General features: G+C 64.6%; 21 protein-coding genes. 4 read left to right on the forward strand and 17 right to left on the reverse strand.

All coding sequences use genetic code 11. The features are described from left to right. Nucleotides 1-22: 22 nt before the first annotated feature. From waaC to L0U82_RS03485, 4 genes are all read left to right on the forward strand, one after another. Nucleotides 23-964 carry a lipopolysaccharide heptosyltransferase I gene (gene waaC / locus L0U82_RS03470; protein WP_233833104.1) on the forward strand — a complete coding sequence of 314 codons (942 nt, stop codon included), beginning with the start codon at nucleotides 23-25 and terminating at the stop codon, nucleotides 962-964. A gap of 99 nt (nucleotides 965-1,063) precedes the next feature. After that, nucleotides 1,064-1,948 (forward strand): Kdo hydroxylase family protein, encoded by an 885-nt coding sequence (locus tag L0U82_RS03475; protein WP_233828522.1) that lies wholly within the window; start codon nucleotides 1,064-1,066, stop codon nucleotides 1,946-1,948. A gap of 139 nt (nucleotides 1,949-2,087) precedes the next feature. Beyond that, nucleotides 2,088-3,410 carry a lipid IV(A) 3-deoxy-D-manno-octulosonic acid transferase gene (waaA, locus tag L0U82_RS03480; protein ID WP_233828523.1) on the forward strand — a complete coding sequence of 441 codons (1,323 nt, stop codon included), beginning with the start codon at nucleotides 2,088-2,090 and terminating at the stop codon, nucleotides 3,408-3,410. A gap of 594 nt (nucleotides 3,411-4,004) precedes the next feature. After that, a complete protein-coding gene (locus L0U82_RS03485; RefSeq protein ID WP_233828524.1) occupies nucleotides 4,005-6,317 on the forward strand; it encodes a S8 family serine peptidase in 2,313 nt (770 codons plus the stop codon). 147 nt (nucleotides 6,318-6,464) lie between these two features. On the opposite strand, the gene ureG is transcribed toward L0U82_RS03485, so the two are convergent. The 17 genes from ureG to L0U82_RS03570 all read right to left on the reverse strand — a co-directional run bounded on the left by ureG (nucleotide 6,465) and on the right by L0U82_RS03570 (nucleotide 21,409). Then, entirely contained in the window at nucleotides 6,465-7,145 is a 681-nt protein-coding gene (ureG, locus tag L0U82_RS03490; protein WP_233828525.1) for an urease accessory protein UreG, read from the reverse strand. Between the two features lie 24 nt (nucleotides 7,146-7,169). Continuing rightward, entirely contained in the window at nucleotides 7,170-7,850 is a 681-nt protein-coding gene (locus L0U82_RS03495) for an urease accessory protein UreF (protein ID WP_233828527.1), read from the reverse strand. Further along, a complete protein-coding gene (gene ureE / locus L0U82_RS03500) occupies nucleotides 7,837-8,520 on the reverse strand; it encodes an urease accessory protein UreE (protein WP_233828529.1) in 684 nt (227 codons plus the stop codon). The genes L0U82_RS03495 and ureE overlap by 14 nt, the downstream gene beginning before the upstream one ends. Nucleotides 8,521-8,525: 5 nt before the next feature. After that, nucleotides 8,526-10,232, reverse strand: coding sequence for an urease subunit alpha (gene ureC, locus L0U82_RS03505; protein ID WP_233828531.1), 1,707 nt, complete (start codon nucleotides 10,230-10,232; stop codon nucleotides 8,526-8,528). Between the two features lie 79 nt (nucleotides 10,233-10,311). Further along, nucleotides 10,312-10,617 (reverse strand): urease subunit beta, encoded by a 306-nt coding sequence (locus L0U82_RS03510; RefSeq protein WP_233828533.1) that lies wholly within the window; start codon nucleotides 10,615-10,617, stop codon nucleotides 10,312-10,314. A gap of 25 nt (nucleotides 10,618-10,642) precedes the next feature. Next, the gene (gene ureA, locus L0U82_RS03515; RefSeq protein ID WP_233828535.1) at nucleotides 10,643-10,945 is read right to left on the reverse strand and encodes an urease subunit gamma; all 303 of its coding nucleotides are present in this window, start codon (nucleotides 10,943-10,945) and stop codon (nucleotides 10,643-10,645) included. Nucleotides 10,946-11,081: 136 nt separating this feature from the next. Then, nucleotides 11,082-11,246 (reverse strand): hypothetical protein, encoded by a 165-nt coding sequence (locus L0U82_RS03520; RefSeq protein WP_233828537.1) that lies wholly within the window; start codon nucleotides 11,244-11,246, stop codon nucleotides 11,082-11,084. Between the two features lie 348 nt (nucleotides 11,247-11,594). Further along, the gene (locus L0U82_RS03525) at nucleotides 11,595-12,476 is read right to left on the reverse strand and encodes an urease accessory protein UreD (protein WP_233828538.1); all 882 of its coding nucleotides are present in this window, start codon (nucleotides 12,474-12,476) and stop codon (nucleotides 11,595-11,597) included. Between the two features lie 361 nt (nucleotides 12,477-12,837). Further along, a complete protein-coding gene (locus L0U82_RS03530) occupies nucleotides 12,838-13,035 on the reverse strand; it encodes a hypothetical protein (protein ID WP_233828540.1) in 198 nt (65 codons plus the stop codon). 108 nt (nucleotides 13,036-13,143) lie between these two features. Continuing rightward, on the reverse strand, nucleotides 13,144-13,503 hold the full coding sequence (locus tag L0U82_RS03535; protein ID WP_233828542.1) for a hypothetical protein: 360 nt from the start codon (nucleotides 13,501-13,503) through the stop codon (nucleotides 13,144-13,146). 105 nt (nucleotides 13,504-13,608) lie between these two features. Beyond that, nucleotides 13,609-14,028 carry a GNAT family N-acetyltransferase gene (locus tag L0U82_RS03540; protein ID WP_233828545.1) on the reverse strand — a complete coding sequence of 140 codons (420 nt, stop codon included), beginning with the start codon at nucleotides 14,026-14,028 and terminating at the stop codon, nucleotides 13,609-13,611. 343 nt (nucleotides 14,029-14,371) lie between these two features. Then, on the reverse strand, nucleotides 14,372-15,064 hold the full coding sequence (gene urtE, locus L0U82_RS03545) for an urea ABC transporter ATP-binding subunit UrtE (RefSeq protein ID WP_233828547.1): 693 nt from the start codon (nucleotides 15,062-15,064) through the stop codon (nucleotides 14,372-14,374). Between the two features lie 102 nt (nucleotides 15,065-15,166). Continuing rightward, on the reverse strand, nucleotides 15,167-16,030 hold the full coding sequence (gene urtD / locus L0U82_RS03550; protein WP_233828549.1) for an urea ABC transporter ATP-binding protein UrtD: 864 nt from the start codon (nucleotides 16,028-16,030) through the stop codon (nucleotides 15,167-15,169). Next, complete coding sequence (gene urtC, locus L0U82_RS03555; protein ID WP_233828550.1) at nucleotides 16,030-17,238, reverse strand: urea ABC transporter permease subunit UrtC; 1,209 nt, start codon at nucleotides 17,236-17,238, stop codon at nucleotides 16,030-16,032. Before urtC ends, urtD begins: the two co-directional genes overlap by 1 nt. Nucleotide 17,239: 1 nt before the next feature. After that, nucleotides 17,240-18,940 (reverse strand): urea ABC transporter permease subunit UrtB, encoded by a 1,701-nt coding sequence (urtB, locus tag L0U82_RS03560; RefSeq protein WP_233828551.1) that lies wholly within the window; start codon nucleotides 18,938-18,940, stop codon nucleotides 17,240-17,242. Between the two features lie 340 nt (nucleotides 18,941-19,280). Beyond that, a complete protein-coding gene (urtA, locus tag L0U82_RS03565) occupies nucleotides 19,281-20,579 on the reverse strand; it encodes an urea ABC transporter substrate-binding protein (RefSeq protein ID WP_233828552.1) in 1,299 nt (432 codons plus the stop codon). A gap of 506 nt (nucleotides 20,580-21,085) precedes the next feature. After that, nucleotides 21,086-21,409 carry a rhodanese-like domain-containing protein gene (locus L0U82_RS03570; protein ID WP_018431735.1) on the reverse strand — a complete coding sequence of 108 codons (324 nt, stop codon included), beginning with the start codon at nucleotides 21,407-21,409 and terminating at the stop codon, nucleotides 21,086-21,088. Between the last annotated feature and the right edge of the window lie 88 nt (nucleotides 21,410-21,497).

A 21,497-nucleotide genomic window follows, 5' to 3' on the forward strand; every position in this document is an offset into this window, starting at 1 on the left:
GCTGGGCGACGTCGTTCACAACATGCCGGTGATCGCGGATATCCGCCGCCGCCATCCCGACGCGCAGATCGACTGGCTCGTCGAGGAAAGCTTCGCGGGGCTCGTCGAACTCGTGACCGGCGTGCGGCGCGCGATTCCGGTCTCGCTGCGGCGCTGGCGCAAGCGCATCCTGTCGGTCGGCAACTGGCGCGAGATCGGCGCGTTCCGCCGCGCGCTTGCCGCGGAGCACTACGATCTCGTGATCGACTGCCAGGGGCTGATCAAGACCGCGTGGGTTTCGAGCCTCGCGCGCGGGCCGCTGGTCGGCCTCGGCAATCGCACCGAGGGTGCCGGCTACGAATGGCCGGTGCGCTTTTTCTACCAACGGCGCGTGCCGATCGAGCCGCGCACGCATGTCGTGGAACGCACGCGCCAACTGGTGGCCGCGGCGCTGAACGACCCGCCGCCGCAGCCGACCGACGACATCGACTTCGGCCTCGACACCGGGCGCGCGGCGCTCGCGCTGTCGCAGGCGAATCTGAACCTGCCGGTGCCATACGTGGTGTTCGTGCACGCGACCTCGCGCGCCGACAAGCAGTGGCCCGATACCGCCTGGATCGAACTCGGACAGTCGCTGGTGCGACGCGGCGCATCGCTCGTGCTGCCGTGGGGCAGCGATGCCGAACGCGCGACCAGCGAGCGGCTCGCGAAGGAGTTCGGCGCGGCCGCGATCGTGCCGCCGAAGCTGTCGCTGCCGGCGGTGGTCGGCCTGATCGACGGCGCGGCCGCGACAGTGGGGGTTGACACAGGTCTGGTTCACATCGCGGCGGCGCTGAAGCGGCCGACGGTCGAGTTGTACAATTTCTCGACTGCGTGGCGTACCGGCGGTTACTGGTCGCCGAACGTCGTCAATCTCGGCTCGGCCGGGCAGCCGCCGACGCTGCAACAGGTCAAGTCGGCGCTGGCCGCTTTCGGCTTGCTGTAGCCCGGGTGTGCCGCCGTCCGGCTCGCCATCGTGCGCGCCGGGCTGCCGCAACCCGCCGGTGCGCTTCGCCTTGCGCACCTCCCGTTCCCAAGGGCGACCATGAACGAAACCCAGATCATCGAAGTAGCGAGCGCCGACTGGCACGGCCGCAATCTGTCCGTGCCGCGCGAGACGCTGCTCGCCGGCGTCGAACGCGGCAAAGTGCTGTATTTCCCGAACCTGCGCTTCGCGATCGAAGGCGGCGAGCAGGCGCTGCTGGACCCGGCGCTCGCCGACCCGAACCGCAAGAACATCAGCCTCGAGCCGAACGGCGGCGCGCTGCACGGTGTGGCCGGCGACGCGGTCACGCAATCGGCGGTGCGCGCATTGATCGCGCGTTATCAGGCCAATGCACGCACGCTCGTCGACGGGCTCTTTCCCGAATACAACGGCAAGCTGCGCGTCGCACCCACCAGCCTACGGTTGCATCAGGTCGAAACGCGCGAAACCTCGTGGCGCAAGGACGACAGCCGCCTGCACGTCGATGCGTTTCCGTCGCGGCCGAATTACGGCGAGCGCATTCTGCGCGTGTTCACCAACGTCAATCCGCACGGCACGCCGCGCGTGTGGCGCGTCGGCGAGCCGTTCGAAGACATGGCACAGCGGTTCCTGCCGCGCATCAAGCCGCAGATGCCGGGCGCCGCGTGGCTGCTGAATCTGCTGCATGTGACGAAATCGCCGCGCAGCGAGTACGACCATCTGATGCTGCATCTGCACGACGGCATGAAGGCCGACCTCGATTATCAGAAGACCAGTCCGCAGGAAACGATGCCGTTTCCACCGGGGTGCGTGTGGGTGTGTTTCTCCGATCAGACGTCGCATGCGGTGATGTCCGGCCAGTTCATGCTGGAGCAGACGTTCTTCCTGCCGGTGAAGGCGATGGCGCAGCCCGAGTGCGCGCCGCTCGGCATTCTCGAGCGCCTGAAGGGCAGGGCGCTGGTTTGAGCGCCGCGGTTCGTTTGATGATTCGGCGGCGGGCGCTGGCTTGCCTGCCATGGAGGGCCTTGAGCGGCCGACACCTGGAAACCGTGAGCCACGCCCATAGCATGAACGGCCGGACTCTCGTTAGCCGTGCGGAGCGCCCATGCTAAGAGCGATCTATCGGGCGCTCTGGTGGCTCATCGCGCCGCTGGCGGTGCTGCGTCTGTTGATCCGTTCGCGCAAGGAGCGCGGCTATCGCGAGCATATCGGCGAGCGCTTCGGTTATTCGCGCGGACGTCTGCCGGAAGACAACACGCCGTTGATCTGGGTGCATGCGGTGTCGGTTGGCGAGACGCGCGCGGCGCAGCCGCTGATCGATGCGTTGATGAAGGCACGGCCCGACGCGCGCATTCTGCTCACCCATATGACGCCGAGCGGCCGCGCAACCGGCACGGAGATTTTCGGCGATCGCGTGTTGCGCAGCTATCTGCCGTACGACATGCCGCACGCGGTGCGGCGCTTTCTGCGCGCGTGGCGGCCGTCGCTCGGCCTGGTGATGGAAACCGAGGTCTGGCCGACGTTGATCGACGAATGCCGGCGCGCCGAGGTGCCGCTTGTGCTGACCAATGCACGCATGTCGGCGCGCTCGTACAAGCGCGCGGCGAAGTTCGGCGGCGCGACGAAAGGCGTGTTCGGCGGCTTTGCACGCGTGCTCGCGCAGAGCCCATCGGACGCGGAACGGTTGACTGCGCTCGGCGCGCGCAACGTCGCGGTGCTCGGCAATCTGAAGTTCGATATGAGCACGCCGCCGGAACTGGCGGCGCGCGGTCATGCGTGGCGCGCGGCGATCGGCACGCGGCCCGTGTGGGTCGCGGCAAGCACCCGCGAGGGCGAGGAGACGCTGGTGCTGGAAGCGTTCGCGGCGCTGGGCGTCGACGATGCGCTGCTGATTCTGGTGCCGCGCCATCCGCAGCGCTTCAACGAGGTCGCGGCGCTGGTCGACAAGGCGGGCTTGCGGCTCGAACGGCGCTCGAACTGGGCGCCCGATGCGAGGCTCGCATCGGCGGCGCTCGGCGCGGAGGGCGGCGTGCCGCCGTTGCTGCCGTTGTCGCCGGACGTGAAGGTGCTGCTCGGCGATTCGATGGGCGAGTTGGGCGCTTACTATGCGGCGTCGGATCTCGCGTTTATCGGCGGGAGTCTGTTGCCGCTCGGCGGGCAGAATCTGATCGAGGCGTGCGCGGTCGGCGTGCCGGTGCTGATCGGCCCGCACGTGTTCAACTTCACGCAAGCCACCGCGGATGCGGTCGCGGCGGGCGCCGCGGTGCAGGTGCAGGACCCGGCCGATCTGGCGCGGGCATTGCGCGAGCTGTTCGACGACAAGGCGCGGCGCCTTGCGATGGGCGGTGCGGCGGCGGCGTTCGCGGCGCGGCATCGTGGGGCGACGGCGCGCACGGTGGATGTGCTGGCGGCGTTGTTGCCGGAGTAGCAAAGGAGCGCGTGCCGTGCAACGCGGCACGTTGCGGCGGGTTTGGTGTGTGGTGCGCGACCCGACGATGGTCGCCCGCCATTGAGTTTGTGCAGTCATTCCATCGGCGGCTTCCCGCCGAATTTCCCACGCAGATAACCGCACTGACGAATGTTTCTTACTGAGCAACTTAACATTCGTCTTTCGATGTCGATCCGCGCGTGAACAAAACGAGAGGTTCGCGGGTCTCTCAAGCGGCGCGAGAGGGCCGCGCAGTTAGGGATGCGTTTGCGTCTGTGCGAAAAGGCACATAAAAGTACATTAATGCCCCTTGGCGAAAGATTACGTCTTCCTATACTTCGCATCGCCCCCGCCACCTTCTCCATACCCATTTCCGGCGGGTCCAATCGGGTGCCCACGCCCGTCCGTACCGATTCGTTCTGACAGCGCATCGCCCGTGAGGCACCAGCGCCGGATTCGACGTCCCGTAGTGTCCGGCAACCCGATGTGATCGGGGCCCATGGTGGATCGGCTCGCTTCTATCCGTAGCGTCCGGTCACGGCTAATCGCTAGAGCCGACGGATGAGTCGTGTGTGTCGGCGATGGGAGACAAGCATGGCTCGCATGCTGAAGGTGTATGACGGAGACGCGGATAAGGTTGCTCAAATTCCAGGCGCGCGAGTAGTCGAAAGCTACCCGGCTTTCGTGCTGGTGGAAGCAACCGATATCGCCGCGCGTGAACTCGCCCGAAAGAGTTTGACCGAGGACATCACCGAACAGTACCAGCTCGATCTGCATGAGACGGGTGCAGATGCGGAGTTGCCACGACTGCGCTCGACGGGCAGTGCCACGGACACCGAAGCTGCCGCCCGACCCGAGGACGCTGCCCTGACGGCCGGGCCGCATCATTATGTGTTGCAGTTTATCGGCCCGGTAAAACGGAGCTGGCTGAGTATGGTGCGCAAAGCGGGGGGCGAGGTCGTCGCTCCCTATGGGGGCTTCGCGGTAATCGCGCGCCTGTCGCCACGCGCGGTAAAGGCCGTCGCAAAACTGCCCGTGTTGAGAGCACTCCACCATCTCCCGTACGCCACGCGACTCTCGAAGCACATCCATCAGCAAATGCAGGATCAGCAGAGCGCGAAAGAGTCGGCGCCGCCTCGCACGCGTGTGCTGCCTGGAACCTATACGGTGCAATTTTTTCGAAGCGATCTTGCCGAGCAGGCGCGCAGTGCCGTCAAACGGCTTGGCTTCGATATCGTCGAATACGCGGAAGGGGCGCAGGTCATGATCGTGCATCTGTCCGAGAACAAGCCGGACAAAGTGCACCGCGCGCTGGAAGCGCTTGCGCGCATTCATGGAGTGCGGCGCGTCGCAAACCGGCCCATTCGACGGACCTCCAACGACCGGGCCGTCGCAATCATGGCAACGGCTGCCATGTTCGGCAACTCGCCTGGGTTGGGCCTGAGCGGTGCCGGAGAGATCATCGGCGTGTGCGACACCGGGCTCGACAATGGCGACCCCAAGACCATTCATCCGGATTTCGCGGGGAGGGTGGCTGCGATAAAAAGCTATCCGGTGGGAGCCGCTTTCAGGCAGGCGGCCAGCAATGTCGGACACGACGACGGACCGGCGGATCTTTCAAGTGGCCACGGCACGCATGTATGCGGATCGGTGCTCGGTGACGGAACCGCGAGCGCGGGTCTCGAGGGTCTTGCAGGCCCGATACGTGGCATGTCCTATCGGGCGAAGCTGGTGCTCCAGGCGGTCGAACAGGAAATGGCATGGCATGACCCCGAGGACGCTAACCGCTACGGCCGCTTTGTGCTGGCCGGCCTGCCGGACAACCTCGAGACCTTGTTCTCGTTCGCGTATAGGAAAGGTGCGCGGATCCATTCGAATTCATGGGGCGGTGGCGATGCCGGCGCCTATGACGAGCAGTGTGAACAGGTCGACAGGTTCATCTGGACGAAGCAGGATTTCTGCATTCTGTTTGCGGCCGGCAACGATGGGACGGACGCCAATGCCGATGGCCAGGTAGATCAAGGCAGCGTCACGCCGCCGGGCACCGCCAAGAACTGCATCACCGTGGGCGCAAGCGAGAACCTGCGCCCCGCCATGACGATGACTTACGGCGGAAGCTGGCCGAGGGATTATCCGGCGGAGCCGCTCAAGTCCGATCGGATCGCCAACAATGCCGACGACATCGCGGCCTTCAGCAGTCGGGGGCCGACAGCAGATGGGCGGGCAAAGCCCGACATCGTCGCGCCGGGTACCTATATTCTGTCGACGCGTTCCCGGATGCTTGCCGAGAACAATTTCGGCTACGGACGTTATCGCAACAGCAAGCTTTATATGTTCGACAGTGGCACGAGCATGGCGACGCCGCTGACGGCGGGTGCGGTCGGCGTGGTGCGCGAATATTTGCGCAAGACAGTCGGAATTGCTTCGCCGACAGCCGCGTTACTCAAGGCCGCATTGATCGCCGGCGCGATAACGACCCGGCCGCGGCTCGCGGTGCCCGACTGCAACGAAGGATTTGGCCGTTTGAATCTCGATGCGATTCTGAAACCACCGGCACCTACGAAGGTTGTGTTTATCGAAGGACGCGGACTCGGTACAGGTGATCTTGATGAACGCACCGTGAACGTCAGGAAAGCCGGCTCCGTTCTGAAGATTGTCCTCGTCTACTCCGATTATCCTGGACCGAAGCTCGTCAATAACCTCAATCTGATCGTCAGGGAACCGGGTGGTTCGGCGTACGTCGGTAATTCACGAGCACCCGCGACATTCGATAGCACCAATAACGTGGAAATGGTGATCGTGCCGAAAGCGCAGGCCGGCAAATACACGGTACAGGTGGTGGGTTCGAACGTTCCAGAGGGGCCGCAGACCTTCGCCATGGTGATCGTCGGCGCCGTCACGACGTGACATACGGACGGCACCGACGAGAACGGAGAACGCGATGCAGCACGAACTGCGGTACAGCAGTAGATCTGCACGACGCCGCCATCGACGTAAAGCTCGATGGCCGAGATAAACGCGCTGTCATCCGGGCGAGTGAAGCGTTGCTTTACTTCACACCTTCAACAAGCCCTTCTCCTCGATAAACCTTACCACCTCGCTTAAGCCGTCGAGCGCCTTCAGATTGCACATTACGAATGGCCGCTCGCCGCGCATCTTCTTTGCATCCGATGCCATCACATCGAGATTCGCGCCGACCAGCGGTGCGAGGTCCGTCTTGTTGATCACCAATAGGTCCGACTTCGTGATGCCGGGTCCGCCCTTGCGCGGAATCTTCTCGCCGCCCGCGACGTCGATCACGTAGATCGTCAGGTCCGACAGTTCCGGACTGAAGGTTGCCGCGAGATTGTCGCCGCCCGATTCGATGAACACGATGTCCGCGTCCGGAAAGCGCGTGAGCATGCGGTCGACCGCTTCGAGATTGATCGACGCATCCTCGCGGATCGCCGTATGCGGACAGCCGCCCGTTTCGACACCCATGATCCGCTCGGCCGGCAGCGCGCCCGCGACGGTCAATAGACGCTGATCTTCCTTGGTGTAGATGTCGTTCGTGATCGCGACGAGGTCGTACTGCTCGCGCATCGCCTTGCAGAGCATTTCGAGCAGCGTGGTCTTGCCCGAACCGACCGGGCCGCCGACGCCGACGCGCAGCGGCGGCAGCTTCTTCGTGCGGGTCGTTGCGTGGGTGGTTGCGCTGGTTGTTGCGTGTGCAGCGGGATGATGAGGTGCGTTCATGATGGATCGTCGGAATCGTGTTGCTTACGAACGGAAGAGCCGCGAATACTGCGACTCGTGGCGCGCCGACAGGATGCCGAGCTGCGGCGCGAAGGTGTTGAGGTTCTCGCGCGAGGTCGCGAGGGCGCGCGTGACGGCCGCGTCGATCGGCTCGCGCAGCGCGACGATGATGCGCTGCCCCGCGAGCTGGCCGAGCGGCACCGCCTTCAACGCGGCGGCAGCCTGGTTCTCGACCCAGCTGAACGCGTAGGCGGCGAGCGCGGCATCGGTGGCGGCGTCGTGCGCGTGGGCGGCGAACGCGAACGCGGTCGGTTGCGCGAGCGGCGTGATCGATGCGAGCGTTGCGCGTCGCGCTGCATCGCCCCATTCGAGCGACACGCAGAGCTGCCGCAGCGACCAGCCCATCTGCTCGGTTTCGCGGCGCAGTTCGGCGGACTCGCGGCTCGCGAGAAATTCGGCGTTGGCTTCGCTGAGTTCCGCGGCGTCATGCGTGTGCCAACGCTCGATCTGCTGCGCGAGGAACGGCAACTCGCCGCGCGCGAGCACGTCGGTCAGACCGCTTTCGATCCATGCGCGCGCGGAATCGGCATCGGTGATCAAACGCGCTTCGATGGCCGCTTCGAGTCCCTGCGAGTAGCTGAATGCGCCGATCGGCAGCGCCGGCGACGCGAGATGCAGCAGCGCGGTGAGTTCAGCGATGCGCATGATGATGCGGGTGATGTGCGTGGCCGCAGGATTCGTCGTGAACGTGGCCTTCGTGATCCTGATCGTGGCTGTGGTTGTGGCCATGATCGTGCGAATGCGCATGGCCGTGCTCGTGGCCGTGCTGATGTTCGTGCTCATGCGAATGCCCATGACCATGATGCTCACCAAACACCTGCTGCGCGAGCGCATAGTCTTCGGCGAACGTCTCGTCGTGCCCATGCTTATGCCCGCCGCCATACGCGCCGGCTTCAGGGTGAAACGGCAACGACACCTGCTCGACCGTCGCGCCGATGCGCTTGAGCATATCGGCCAGCACCGGATCGTATTCGAGCTTCAGATAATCCGCGCCGACTTCCACCGGCGTATGACGGTTGCCGAGGTGATACGCGGCGCGCGTCAGCGTCAACGTATCGTTCGCGCGCACGAGCAGCACCGCTTCCGCTTTCGCGACGATACGCACGAGCCCGCCGTCATCGGCGACGAGCACATCGCCATCGCGCAGCACGGTGCCGCGCGGCAGCAGCAGCGCGATGGCCTCGCCGTTGTCGAGCGTCGCGGCGAGCCGGCTCTTGCGGCGCTCATCGAATGCGAGCGTCAAGGTCGGCGCGCGCTTCACCAGAACGGGCGCGAGCTTCAGATGCGGCGCCAACAGTTTGTCGAGAGTACGCATGTCGGTCAGAACAGGAAGTAGCGTTGCGCCATCGGCAGCACGGTGGCGGGCTCGCAGGTCAGCAACTGGCCGTCGGCGATCACCTGATACGTTTCCGGGTCGACGCTGATCGTCGGGCGCCACGCATTGTGAATCATGTCGGCCTTCGTCACGTTGCGGCAGTTCTTCACCGCGACGATGCGTTTTTCCAGGCCGTAGCGTTCGGCCACATTGGCTTCGGCGGCGAGTTGCGACACGAAAGTCAGCGACGTGCGGCTCAAAGCGCCGCCGCGCGTCGCGAACATGTCGCGATAGTGAACCGGCTGCGGCGTCGGAATCGATGCATTCGGGTCGCCCATCTGCGCCATCGCGATCATGCCGCCCTTCAGAATCAGCGACGGCTTGATGCCGAAAAACGCCGGCTCCCAGAACACCAGATCGGCCCACTTGCCCGGTTCGATCGAACCGACCTCGTGCGCGATGCCATGCGTGAGCGCCGGATTGATCGTGTACTTCGCGACGTAGCGTTTCGCGCGGAAATTGTCGTGACGCGCGTTGTCCTCGGGCAGCGCGCCGCGCTGCACCTTCATCTTGTGCGCGGTCTGCCACGTGCGGATGATCACCTCGCCGACGCGGCCCATCGCCTGCGAATCCGACGACAGCATCGACAGCGCGCCGAGATCGTGCAGGATGTCCTCGGCCGCGATCGTCTCGCGGCGGATCCGCGATTCGGCGAACGCAATATCTTCCGCGATCGACGGGTCCAGGTGGTGGCACACCATCAGCATGTCGAGATGCTCTTCGAGCGTGTTGACAGTGTACGGGCGCGTCGGATTGGTCGACGACGGCAGCACGTTCGATTCTCCACACACCTTGATGATGTCCGGCGCGTGGCCGCCGCCCGCGCCCTCGGTGTGATACGTGTGGATCGTGCGGCCCTTGAACGCGGCCACCGTCGCTTCAACGAAACCGGCTTCGTTCAGCGTGTCGGTATGGATCGCAACCTGCGTGTCGGTGTCGTCGGCAACGCTGAGGCAGTTGTCGATCGCGGCCGGCGTCGTGCCCCAGTCCTCGTGCAGCTTCAAACCGATCGCGCCCGCGGCGATCTGTTCGAGCGCCGGCTGCGGCTGACTCACGTTGCCCTTGCCGAGAAAGCCGAGATTCATCGGATAGCCGTCGGCCGCTTGCAGCATGCGTTCGAGGTGCCACGGCCCCGGCGTGCAGGTCGTCGCATTGGTGCCGGTGGCGGGGCCGGTGCCGCCGCCGAGCATCGTCGTCACGCCGCTCGCGAGCGCTTCGTCGATCTGCTGCGGGCTGATGAAGTGAATGTGCGTATCGATGCCGCCCGCGGTCACGATCAGCCCTTCGCCGGCGATCACTTCCGTCGATGCGCCGATCGCGATCGTCACGTTCGGCTGGATGTCGGGATTGCCGGCCTTGCCGATCGCCGCGATACGGCCACCCTTGATGCCGATGTCGGCTTTCACGATGCCCCAGTGATCGAGAATCACCGCGTTCGTGACGACCGTATCGACCACGTCCGCGTGCACGCGCTGCGACTGGCCCATCCCATCGCGGATCACCTTGCCGCCGCCGAACTTGACCTCTTCGCCATAGGTCGTGAAGTCGCGTTCGATTTCGATCAGCAACTCGGTGTCGGCGAGGCGCACGCGGTCGCCGGTGGTGGGGCCGAACATCTCCGCGTACGCGCGGCGGCCAATGCGTAGTGTCATGGTGTGAGTCCGGAGTGGAGGCGGTGTAGCAGGGCGATACGAGCGGATAAGCGCGATAGACGCGATGTGCGCGTCATCGTCATAGCTTGCCCATCACCTTGCCGTTGAAGCCATAAACGACGCGCTCGCCCGCCAGCGCGACGAGTTCGACCGTGCGCTGCTGGCCGGGCTCGAAGCGCACCGCGGTACCGGCCGCGATGTTCAGGCGAAAGCCGCGCGCCGCTTCGCGATCGAAGCTGAGTGCGTCGTTGACTTCGTAGAAGTGATAGTGCGAGCCGATCTGCACCGGACGATCGCCGGTATTCGACACGATCACCGTGACGGTCGCGCGGCCTGCGTTCAGTTCGTGCTCGCCGTCGTCGATCAGAAGTTCGCCGGGAATCATTGAGCCTGCCTTGACGATGAAGGTTTCACGGAATCGGATGATGAACCGTGACGAGCTTGGTGCCGTCCGGAAACGTCGCTTCGACCTGGATATCGGGGATCATCTCCGGCACGCCCTCCATCACGTCGTCGCGTGTGAGCAGCGTGGTGCCGTAGTGCATGACCTCGGCGACGCTCTTGCCGTCGCGCGCCGCTTCCATCAGCGCGGCGGAAATGAAGGCGACGGCCTCGGGGTAATTCAGCTTGAGCCCGCGCGCGCGGCGCCGTTCGGCGAGCAGCGCGGCGGTGAAGATCAGCAGCTTGTCCTTTTCACGAGGTGTCAGCTTCATCGGGTGAGGGTCTCGTCGTTGTTTGTCGTCGGTGTCGTGGTGTGTCGCAGCGGCGGCGTGCCGGTGTGCCGGTGCCGTGGCGACGCATCGTCAGCCGGCCACGGTATCAAGTGCGGCTAACGGCGCGCTTACGGATTCACCGATCGGCCAGCCGTGGCGCACCGGACCACGTCCGCGACATCGAATCGAGCGTGCCGGCGTGCGCGGCGCTCGCATGAAACGCCAGGTCGGCGACGATCGGCAGCGCGAGCAGCGCGGCCAGCAACGCGCGGCGCGCGAGACGGGGAAGCGGTCGGATCATGGCGGATGGGGCGGTGGCGTGTCGTTGTGATGTTGGCGTGCGGGGCGGCTGTTGTTGACGCGTGGCGACGTGGCAGGGTGGCCGCATGCATGTGGCCGAACTCGCTTCGACGCCCGCGTTCGATGGCGATGGCAAGAGATGCAAGCTATGTGCCATCGCGCTGTTGCCTGGCCTCGCGGCGTGGCAAGCAGCCTCGCGCACAAATGTGGGGCGTATGTGCGTGCCATGTTGGTGCGCGACGGGCGTTGTGAAGGTGAAAGGCGGCGAGCCGGCGTGATATGCCGACGTTTCGATAGTTGGAAGTTCGTGGGCTTCGCGCGAGTGCGCTGTTTGTCCGTGCCGCTCAGCTCAGGTCGCCCAGATCCGCAACGGCACAGCCGGGACGCCATGCACGAGCGGCCGCAATTGCAGCCAGCAGCGCGTGAGCGCGTTCTGCAGCGTTTCCATCGACTGCGATACCGCGCGCACGAGCAGCACGCCGTCCGTGACGCATGACGCGGCGGCGCGCAGTGTGTCGTCGAATGGAAGTTGCGCGCTCAGCGATTCGGCGAGCGCGCTATCGCAGGCCGCACCGATCGCCCATAGCGTGCCGTACGCGGGAAAGCCGGCGAGTCCTTGCGGCGCGTCGCGCAGCGGATCATCGGCCGTGAGGCTCGCGCGCTCGAACCATAGCAACTCGCCACGCGCGCCGACGATGCGCGCTACCGTGCGCAAACTTCCGGCCGACCAGCGTTCACCGGCGGCTTGCCGTCCAAGCTGCGTCGCGTCCCAGCCGATTGCGGTGGCGCCGTCGGCGAGCGTCAGAGAAAAATCGGTTTGCGCATTCGCATGGTCGAACACGATGTTGTTCTGCGGAAGCCAGTCGAGCTTCGCGTGCTCGCCGACATGCAGCGCAATGCGTTGCCGTGCCGCGCGACCGTTCGACTTGTACCACTTGGTCGCGCCTGGTGTAGTCAGTACCGCATGCGTGTGCGCGCCGAGCGTAACGTCGATATCGAGTTGATCGCCGCCCGCGATGCCGCCGGGCGGATGCAAGATCACCGCGTGGCAGATTGCCTGGCCTTCCGGATAGAGCGGTCGTTGCACGCGCAGCGGTCCATCGTGGAGCCGGTGCGCGAGCGTCGTGCGCGCGTCGCCGCCGACGAAACCGAGTTCAAGACGCGCGTGCCACGGCGCATGCGCGGCAGGCTGCGCATTGGCGAGCGCGGCGTGATTTTCGTGAAGCGACATGCGAATGGACGAGCGAGCGGGCGTGAAGGAAGGGCGCGGAAGAAAAGAGCGGCAGGCTCGCGCGAGTGGCGCCGCGGCCATGCCTGATACGTCTGATCTGCCGCTACGATGCGGCGAGGATAGCACGCGTACTCACGTGGACAATTTGCGTGAGTCGAGCTGATCGTGGCGCGTGGAGCGCAGAGCGTGGCGCTTGACGTGAAACGGACTGAACGGCGCGGGAAGATTTTGCGTGAGCCCGGCGTAGCCAGGAAGCCGCCAGGAAATCGGCAGGCACCCGGCAGGCACCCGGCAGCGGACGCACGCGCCGCGCTTCGCGTCGCCGCGAGGAAGCGGCGAGCGCAGCTTCGGTTGTGGTCGATTACGGCGCGCTGCCCTCGGCCGATGCCTCGGTTGCGGACAATACCTTGATGCCTTCCCAATGCGGATGCAGCAGGCGTAGAACGGCGACGATCGCGCGCGGCGTGTTTTCCGCCGCGGTCACCAGGTCGGTGCCTGTCTTCACTGCTTTTTTGCCATGCTGGCAATACTGATACTCGACGTGAACCGTCACGGGCATAACTTACTCCATCGTTAATTGATCTTTCGTGGACAAACACAACTCAACAGTGCGCGCGGACGCGCTGCCCCGTGGGGCAAAACTTTCGATGCTTGCAGGCAGGTGCGTCTAGCGTATGAGTGTCGCCTCGGTATGATCATGCAAGCCACGCTCGGCGCGATCGATGAATCCGCAATCGAGCAATAGCTGACAGAACGCCTCGGGCGAACACGACGGCCCGGTTGTCCCGGCCATTTTCGCGAGAACGTCGGGGACCGAGGCGAGCACGTGCCAACTGTCGTAATAGGCGTGCAGTTGCGGCGCGAGTTCGTTGCCGAGCTTTTCCCAGCGCACCGACAACATGCCGGCCGTCTCGCCGCTGTCTTCGCGGAACAGACCAAAGGTCACGGCCGATACGACATTCATCACGCGGCAATAGGAGGCGGAGTTCTGATAGAACTCGCGTCTAAGTTGACTTTTCCCGTCCATGGTCTCCTCCTGGTTAAACGGTCCTGACATTGGCCCGGCGCTTCTGCCCGAGTTGCAACGATTTAAAACGGCACGGAAATCGTTTGCGAGCTGGAAATTTCTCCATCAACGGATGCGCGCGCACCGATTTGCCCAGAAGGCGGCGGCGTAGGGCGACGCGCGACGGGACGGCACGAACTTCCGCTGTGTGGCGTGCTCGCCGAGGTTGTACATGGCCGATGCAATCCCTCTTCTGCGAAAGGCCTTTCTCACCGCGACTTCGTTGACCACCAGCACGTCGTCGCACGGGCCGAACGACAGGAAGCCGACGAGTGCTCCGTTGCGTTCGAACACGGCCATGTACCAGGGCGATGTCGAGTCCGCCATGTCGATCCAGTATTCGAAGCGGTATCCCGCCGCCTCGCGCCGCACCGCAGGTGTCGCGGCTGTCGAGCGAAGCGCGTCGATGGTATCGGCATGACTCGTCCACCGGTCCTCGTGGTCCGCCGAGGTAAAGGCGCCCCCGGTGGCATCGATCTTTTCCATCGCCTGGTTCGTCTGTTCCGTTATCCGGCGCAGCCCTCGTCGCTTGAACGCTGGCCCGAGCCGCGATCCTGCACGGCGTTTCAGCGCCTGCTTACTTCAAGGCTGGCTTCACAGCCCTCTTTGCAGCCTGCTTCACAGCCTGTTTAACGGATAGGTGGCGGATAACTTGAGCGGCAGCGTTCAGACGTGCCGGATGGCGGGACGGCGCATGCAAGTGCATTGCCGCGAGCGATTCTTCGGATGATTGATCAGATGATTGATCAGTTGCCTGCGAGGAAAGGGCGCTGTTCGAGTAGCGTCGACCAGCGCCGTCAACAGATGAGCTTCGGGTATAGCAACACGTTCAAACGGCGATCAACGCGCGCACGCCATCGTCGTCCATCTTCGCGCCCTCGCCGCCGGCGATGATCTCGCCGCGGCTCATCACCCAGTAGCGATCGGCGATTGCTTTCGCGAAGTCGTAATACTGCTCGACGAGCAGCACCGTCATGCCCATTTCCTCGACCAGTTGCCGCAGCGTGCGGCCGATGTCCTGAATGATCGACGGCTGGATGCCTTCGGTCGGCTCGTCGAGAATCAGCAGTTGCGGCTCGCTCATCAGCGCGCGGCCGATCGCCAGTTGTTGCTGCTGGCCGCCGGACAGATCGCCGCCGCGCCGGTTGCGCATGTCCTTCAGCACGGGGAACAGTTCGTAGATGCGCGCGGGGATCTGCTTCGGCGCTTTTTTGCTGGCCGCGCCGACCAGCAGATTTTCCTCGACGGTCAGACGCGGAAAGATATCGCGGCCTTGCGGCACATAAGCGAGCCCCTGGGCGACGCGCGCATGCGTCGGCAGCTTTGTGATCGGCGCGCCGCGCCATGCGATCGCGCCGCTTTTCGCGGGCACGACGCCCATCAGGCAGCGCAGCAGTGTGGTCTTGCCGACGCCGTTGCGGCCGAGCAGCACCGTCAGCTTGCCGTCGGGCACGGTCAGTTTGACGTCGCGCAGGATATGGCTGCCGCCGTAGTACTGGTTCAGCTTTTCTACTTCGAGCATGTTCGTGATGTCCCGTGCAATCGTTGCGTCAGCAGCGGGCTGACGACGCGTTTATCGGCCCGCTCAGCGGTCCAGCTCAGCGGTCCAGCTCATCGACCCAGCTCATCGGCCCAGATACGACTCAATGACCATCTCATCGCGCTTCACCTCATCGAGCGTGCCGTGCGCGAGCACGCGCCCTTCGGCCATCACCGTGACCTTGCCGCGCTCGCCCGCCAGCGCCGCGACGAATTCCATGTCGTGTTCGACGACCATCATCGAGCAACTGCCGCGCAAGCGGTTGAGCAGCGCGGCGAGCTGCATCGTTTCGTCGTCGGTCATGCCGGCGGCCGGTTCGTCGAGCAACAGCAGCGCCGGTTGCTGCATCAGCAGCATGCCGATTTCGAGCCGCTGCTTCTGCCCGTGCGACAACTCGCCGGCGAGCCGCCGCGCTTCGCTCTCCAGTCCGATCAACTCGAGCGTTTCCTCGATACGCGCCTGCGCGTCGCGATCGAGCCGCGCGCGCAGCGATGCCCACCAGCTCTTGTCGGTCTTCATCGCGAGTTCGAGGTTCTCCCACACCGGATGCTGCTCGAACACGGTCGGCTTCTGGAACTTGCGGCCGATGCCCGCGCGCGCGATCGCCGGCTCGTTCATCCGCGTCAGATCGATCGACTGGCCGAGAAACACCTTGCCGTTGTCGGGCGAGGTCTTGCCGGTGATCACGTCCATCATCGTCGTCTTGCCGGCGCCGTTCGGACCGATGATGCAGCGCAGCTCGCCGGCGTCGATTGCGAGCGACAGCGCATTCAACGCGCGAAAGCCGTCGAAGCTGACGGTCACGTCCTCCAGATAGAGGATCGTGCCGTGCGATACGTCGATTTCGCCGGGCACGACCGCATGCCCCATGTTCGCGACGCCGCTGAGCGCCTGTTCGGCGGGTTCTTCAGGTAAAGCCAGATCGGGAACCATCGGGTTTTCGTTCATCAGCGGTTGCTCCTGCGCGTCAGCAGAGCGGCGAGCCCCATGATGCCGTTCGGCAGCAGCAGCGGCACCAGCACGAAAATGAGGCCGAGAAAGAACAGCCAGTACTCGGGGAAATTCGCGGTGAAAAAGCTCTTCGCGCCGTTCACCGCGAACGCGCCGATGATCGGGCCGATCAGCGTGCCGCGTCCGCCGACCGCGACCCAGATCGCCATTTCGATCGAATTGCCCGGCGACATCTCGCCCGGATTGATGATGCCGACCTGCGGCACGTACAGCGCGCCCGCGATACCGCACAGTACGGCCGACACGGTCCACACGAACAGCTTGTACGCAAGCGGGCTGTAGCCGAGGAACATCAAACGTGTTTCGCCGTCGCGTACCGCGGTGACAACGCGCCCGAGCTTCGACGTGACGATCGCGCGCGCGCCGAGAAACGCGAGGACCAGCACCGCGAACGTGATCAGCAACAGCGCCGCGCGCGTGCCCTGGTGCGTGATCGGAAAGCCGGCGATGCGCTTGAAGTCGGTAAAGCCGTTGTTGCCGCCGAAGCCCGTTTCGTTGCGATAGAACAGCAGCATCGCGGCGAAGGTCATCGCCTGCGTGATGATCGACAGGTACACGCCTTTCACGCGCGAGCGGAACGTGAAGAAGCCGAAGATCCACGCGATTACGGCCGGCACGAGCACGACGAGCAGCAACGCGTAGCCGAGATGCTGCGTGCCCTGCCAGTACCACGGCAACTGATGCCAGTCGAGAAACACCATGAAGTCGGGCAGATCGCTGCCGTACTTGCCGTCGTGGCCGATCGCGCGCATCAGGTACATACCGATCGCGTAGCCGCCGAGCGCGAAGAACAGTGCATGGCCGAGGCTCAGAATGCCGCAGTAGCCCCACACGAGATCGAGCGCGAGCGCCGCGATCGCGTAGCACATGAATTTGCCGGTGAGCGTCATCGCGTACGCGGACAGATGCAGCGCGCTGGTCTCCGGAATCACGAGCGCGGCGAACGGCACGCCGAGGCCGAACACGATGATCAGCGCGATCAGTGCGAGCCACGCGCAGCGCGACAGCAGCGCGGGGCGCGGAGGCAGGCCGAGTGCGAAGCCGGTGTTGGTGTCACGTGCGGCGGGTGCGCCGTTGCCGGTCGTGGCGGCGCGTGACGTCGCGCTGGAAGACGAAGAAGTTGCCGATGAGCTAGCCGATGTCATCTCATGCCTCCGCGCTGCGGCCCTTCAGGGCGAACATGCCCTGCGGACGTTTCTGGATGAACAGCACGATCAGCACGAGCACCGCGATCTTCGCGAGCACCGCGCCCCAGAACGGTTCGATCGCCTTGCTGACGAGGCCGAGGCCGAAGCCGCCGAGCACGGTGCCGGCGAGCTGGCCGACGCCGCCCAGTACGACCGCCATGAACGAATCGATGATGTAGCTCTGGCCGAGGTCCGGTCCGACATTGCCGATCTGCGACAGCGCGCAGCCGCCGAGGCCGGCGATGCCCGCGCCGAACGCGAACGCATACGAATCGACGCGCGCGGTCTTCACGCCGACGCACGCGGCCATGCGACGGTTCTGCGTGACCGCGCGCACGAACAGGCCAAGACGTGTGCGTGTGAGCACCCCCCACGCAATCGCGACGACGATCAGCGAGAACGCGAGAATCGCGAGCCGGTTATACGGCAGGATCAGGTTCGGCAACACGGTCACGCCGCCGCTCATCCACGACGGATTCACGACCTGCACGTTTTGCGCGCCGAACAGCATGCGGGTCGCCTGAATCAGGATCAGGCTCACGCCGAAGGTGGTCAGCAGCGTTTCGAGCGGGCGGCCATACAGGTGTTTCAGCACCAGCCGTTCGAGCACGATGCCGACGAGTCCCGCCGCGACGAATGCGGCCGGTATCGCGAGCAGCGGATACCAATCGAACGCGCCGGGAGCGAAGCGCTGGAACAGGTTCTGCACGACGTAGGTAGCGTACGCGCCGATCATCAGGAATTCGCCGTGCGCCATGTTGATCACGCCGATCAGCCCATACGTGATCGCGAGGCCGAGCGCGGCGAGCAGCAGCACGCTGCCGAGCGACAGTCCCGCGAACAGCGTGCCCGCGATCTGGCTGCGGCGCTGGATCGTATCGAGTTCGTCGATGCCGCCTTGCGCGGCGGCGCGCACGCGTTCGTCGCTTTCGGCGTAAGAGCCGTCCGCTTTCCTCGCGACCAGCGGGCGCAGCAGCTCGTTCATGTCGAGGTCATGGCGCGCGGCAACCAGTTGCACTGCTTCGAGGCGCTTCGCCGGATCGGGGTCGTGCAATGCGGACATCGCCCATAGCGTGTCGAGACGCTTTTTCAGCGTGGGAACGGTCTCCTTCGCGCGGGCCGCGTCGATCAACGGTTTGATCGATGGATCGGGGTTTTGCAGCAGCGCGTCGATGGCGGCGGCGCGCGTGGCTTCGTCCGGCGACGCGAGTTGCAGGCCCGATAGCGCGCCCGCTACTTTCGAGCGCAGCAGATTGTTCAGCGTGACCGGTTGTGCGTCGTTCGCGGCGACGGCCTGGCCCGTGACGGCATCGCGCGCGTTGTCGCCGTCCTGCAGCAGCACGGCGCCTGAGTCGGTGGCGAGTGCGCTGTCGTCGGCTAGCGCCTTCAACACCGCGAGCGACGCGGCATCGTGCGTCGCGATCAGTTTGTCGATGGCGGCGGATTTCGCGTCGAAGTCGTCGCCGGCCAGCGGCGCGACGTCAGCCTGGGTTAGCGCGAACGCGGCGGATGGTGCGGCCGCGGCGAGCACGACGAGCGTTGCCGCAGCGAGCGCGCGGCGCGCGGATCGATGTATCGATTGCGGCGCGAGTCGCAACGTGAATGGCAACGTGAATTGCGGCAGCAAGCGCCGCGCGGAGAGAGGAAATGAAAACGCCATGGCGGCCTTTGCACGTTGCGAATCGATGAGCGGATAAAGGGCGTGCGCGGTGCGGCATCGTTCTTTGTGCGATGTCGCGCCGCGACGCTGCTCGGGCTTGTCGCTGCCGTCGTCGTGTTGCGGTGTTGTCGTGTCGCCGTTGTGTTGTCGTCTTGTCGCGTCGCGCGGCCGCGTGGTTGCGTGCGCGTCAGCGCGTGGCACGAGCCCGCACCGGCCGCGCGATGCGCAAACACCAGCACCTGACGCGCATGGGCATGCAGATATCGCGAAGCGGCTTAACGGGTGGCGTGAGCGTGTGTTTCATGCCACCCATCGTGTCGCACGCTGCCCCGCTACGCCGTTACGCCACACGCGAGCGCTTCAAAAACGCCGGTATCGAGCTGACCACATCCGGCTTGCCCGCATTGCCGGCGATGAACGGGCTCCACGGTTGCGCGCGAATCGGTCCCTTGGTGCGCCACACGACGTTGAACTGACCATCCGCGCGCACCTCGCCGATCATCACCGGCTTATGCAGATGATGGTTGCCGTCCATTTCGAGCGTGAAGCCCGACGGCGCGGCGAACGTCTGGCCGACCATCGCGACGCGCACCTTGTCGACCTCGGTGCTCTTCGCTTTTTCGACCGCCTGCTTCCACATATGGATGCCAACGAAGGTCGCCTCCATCGGATCGTTCGTCACGCGCTTCGTACCGCCCGGCAGGTTGTTGTCCTTCACCCATGCGGCCCACTGTTTCTTGAACTTCTCGTTGGCCGGGTTGCGCAGCGACATGAAGTAGTTCCACGCAGCCAGATTGCCGACGAGCGGCTTCGTATCGATACCGCGCAACTCTTCCTCGCCGACCGAAAACGCGACGACCGGCACATCCGACGCCTTGAGCCCCTGGTTGCCGAGTTCTTTATAGAACGGCACGTTCGAATCGCCGTTCACGGTCGAGATCACCGCCGTTTTGCCGCCTTGCGAGAAGGTCTTGATGTTCGCGACGATGGTCTGATAGTCGCTGTGTCCGAACGGCGTATAGACCTCCTGGATATCGGCTTCCTGCACGCCCTTCGATTTGAGGAACGCGCGCAGGATCTTGTTGGTCGTGCGCGGATATACATAGTCGGTGCCGAGCAGGAAGAAGCGCTTCGCGCCGCCGCCTTCGGCGCTCATCAGATATTCGGTCGCCGGAATTGCCTGCTGATTGGGTGCCGCGCCCGTGTAGAACACGTTGCGCGACATCTCTTCGCCTTCGTACTGCACCGGATAGAACAGCAGGCCGTTCAGTTCTTCGAACACCGGCAGCACCGATTTGCGCGATACCGAAGTCCAGCAGCCGAACACGACCGCGCACTTGTCCTGCGTGATCAACTGACGCGCCTTCTCGGCGAACAGCGGCCAGTTCGAAGCGGGGTCGACGACCACCGGCTGGATCTGACGGCCCATCACGCCGCCGTTCTTGTTGATGTCCGCGATGGTCATCAACGCGGTGTCCTTCAGCGACGTTTCGGAGATCGCCATCGTGCCCGACAGCGAATGCAGAATGCCGACCTTGATCGGGCCGCTGTCGGACTGCGCGTGCGCGAACGGCACGCGGCCTGCAAGCGCGAGCGCGCCGGACATGGAACCGAACTTCAACAGACTGCGACGTTTCATTGTGGTTTCCCCTTGTCATGGATGGTGACTGTTTATGAGCGTCGACTTCAGCCAGCAGCGCTGAGCCCGGACGATTTGCCGATCGTGTATTGCAAGGCATATGCCATGCGACGTATTGCGGCTGTGTCGGGCCGCGCGCTGCCGTTGCAGCGTGGGTTAGCGGCGCTTGCGTGCGAAGCGTGATGCGCAACGGGCAGTGCCGTGGCGTGGCGCGAAACTGGTGCGCGACGCGCGCGACGCGCTTCGTTCAGGTGCGTGCCGCGCCGCGACGAGGCGTGCGTGATTGTGCGTGGACAGGCGGGCGAGGTGTGGGCGCGAGCAGCGCCTAAGGGATGCGCGATCGATGCGTGATTGACGCGTGATTAGCGCGCGAAGGGCGTGTGAGGAGAGCGAGCGCGGTGCATGCACGCCGCGCTTTCGTGCATGACGTTCGCTGTGTAAAAAGACAAACGGCGCAAGGACCATCAGCCCTTGCGCCGCTTCAATGCGCTACTGCGCAGTCAACTTCAATACGTCGGAACCGAAGGATCGACCTGGCGCGACCACGCGTCGATGCCACCTTGCAGATTGAAAACGTTGGTATGGCCGCGCGATTCGAGGAACATCGCGACTTGCGCGCTGCGTGCGCCATGATGGCAGATGCAGACGATCTGCGCGTCGTCGTCGAGTTCTTCGCTGCGCGCGGGGATTTCGCGCATCGGAATCGACACGACGCCGGCCATCGACGCGGTTTGCAGTTCCCACGGCTCGCGCACGTCGAGCAGCACGGGTGCGGGACGCGAAGTATCGGCGAGCCATTCGGCGAGTGCGGGAGCGGTCAGATTTTGCATCAGCGGAGTATTCGGTTCGAGGAAGGGGTGAGGCGGATCAGGCCCGGATCAAGCCCATATGGTAGCAAACGGTAGCAAACCGTAACGC

Source organism: Paraburkholderia sp. ZP32-5 (genome assembly GCF_021390495.1).
Lineage (GTDB): Bacteria > Pseudomonadota > Gammaproteobacteria > Burkholderiales > Burkholderiaceae > Paraburkholderia.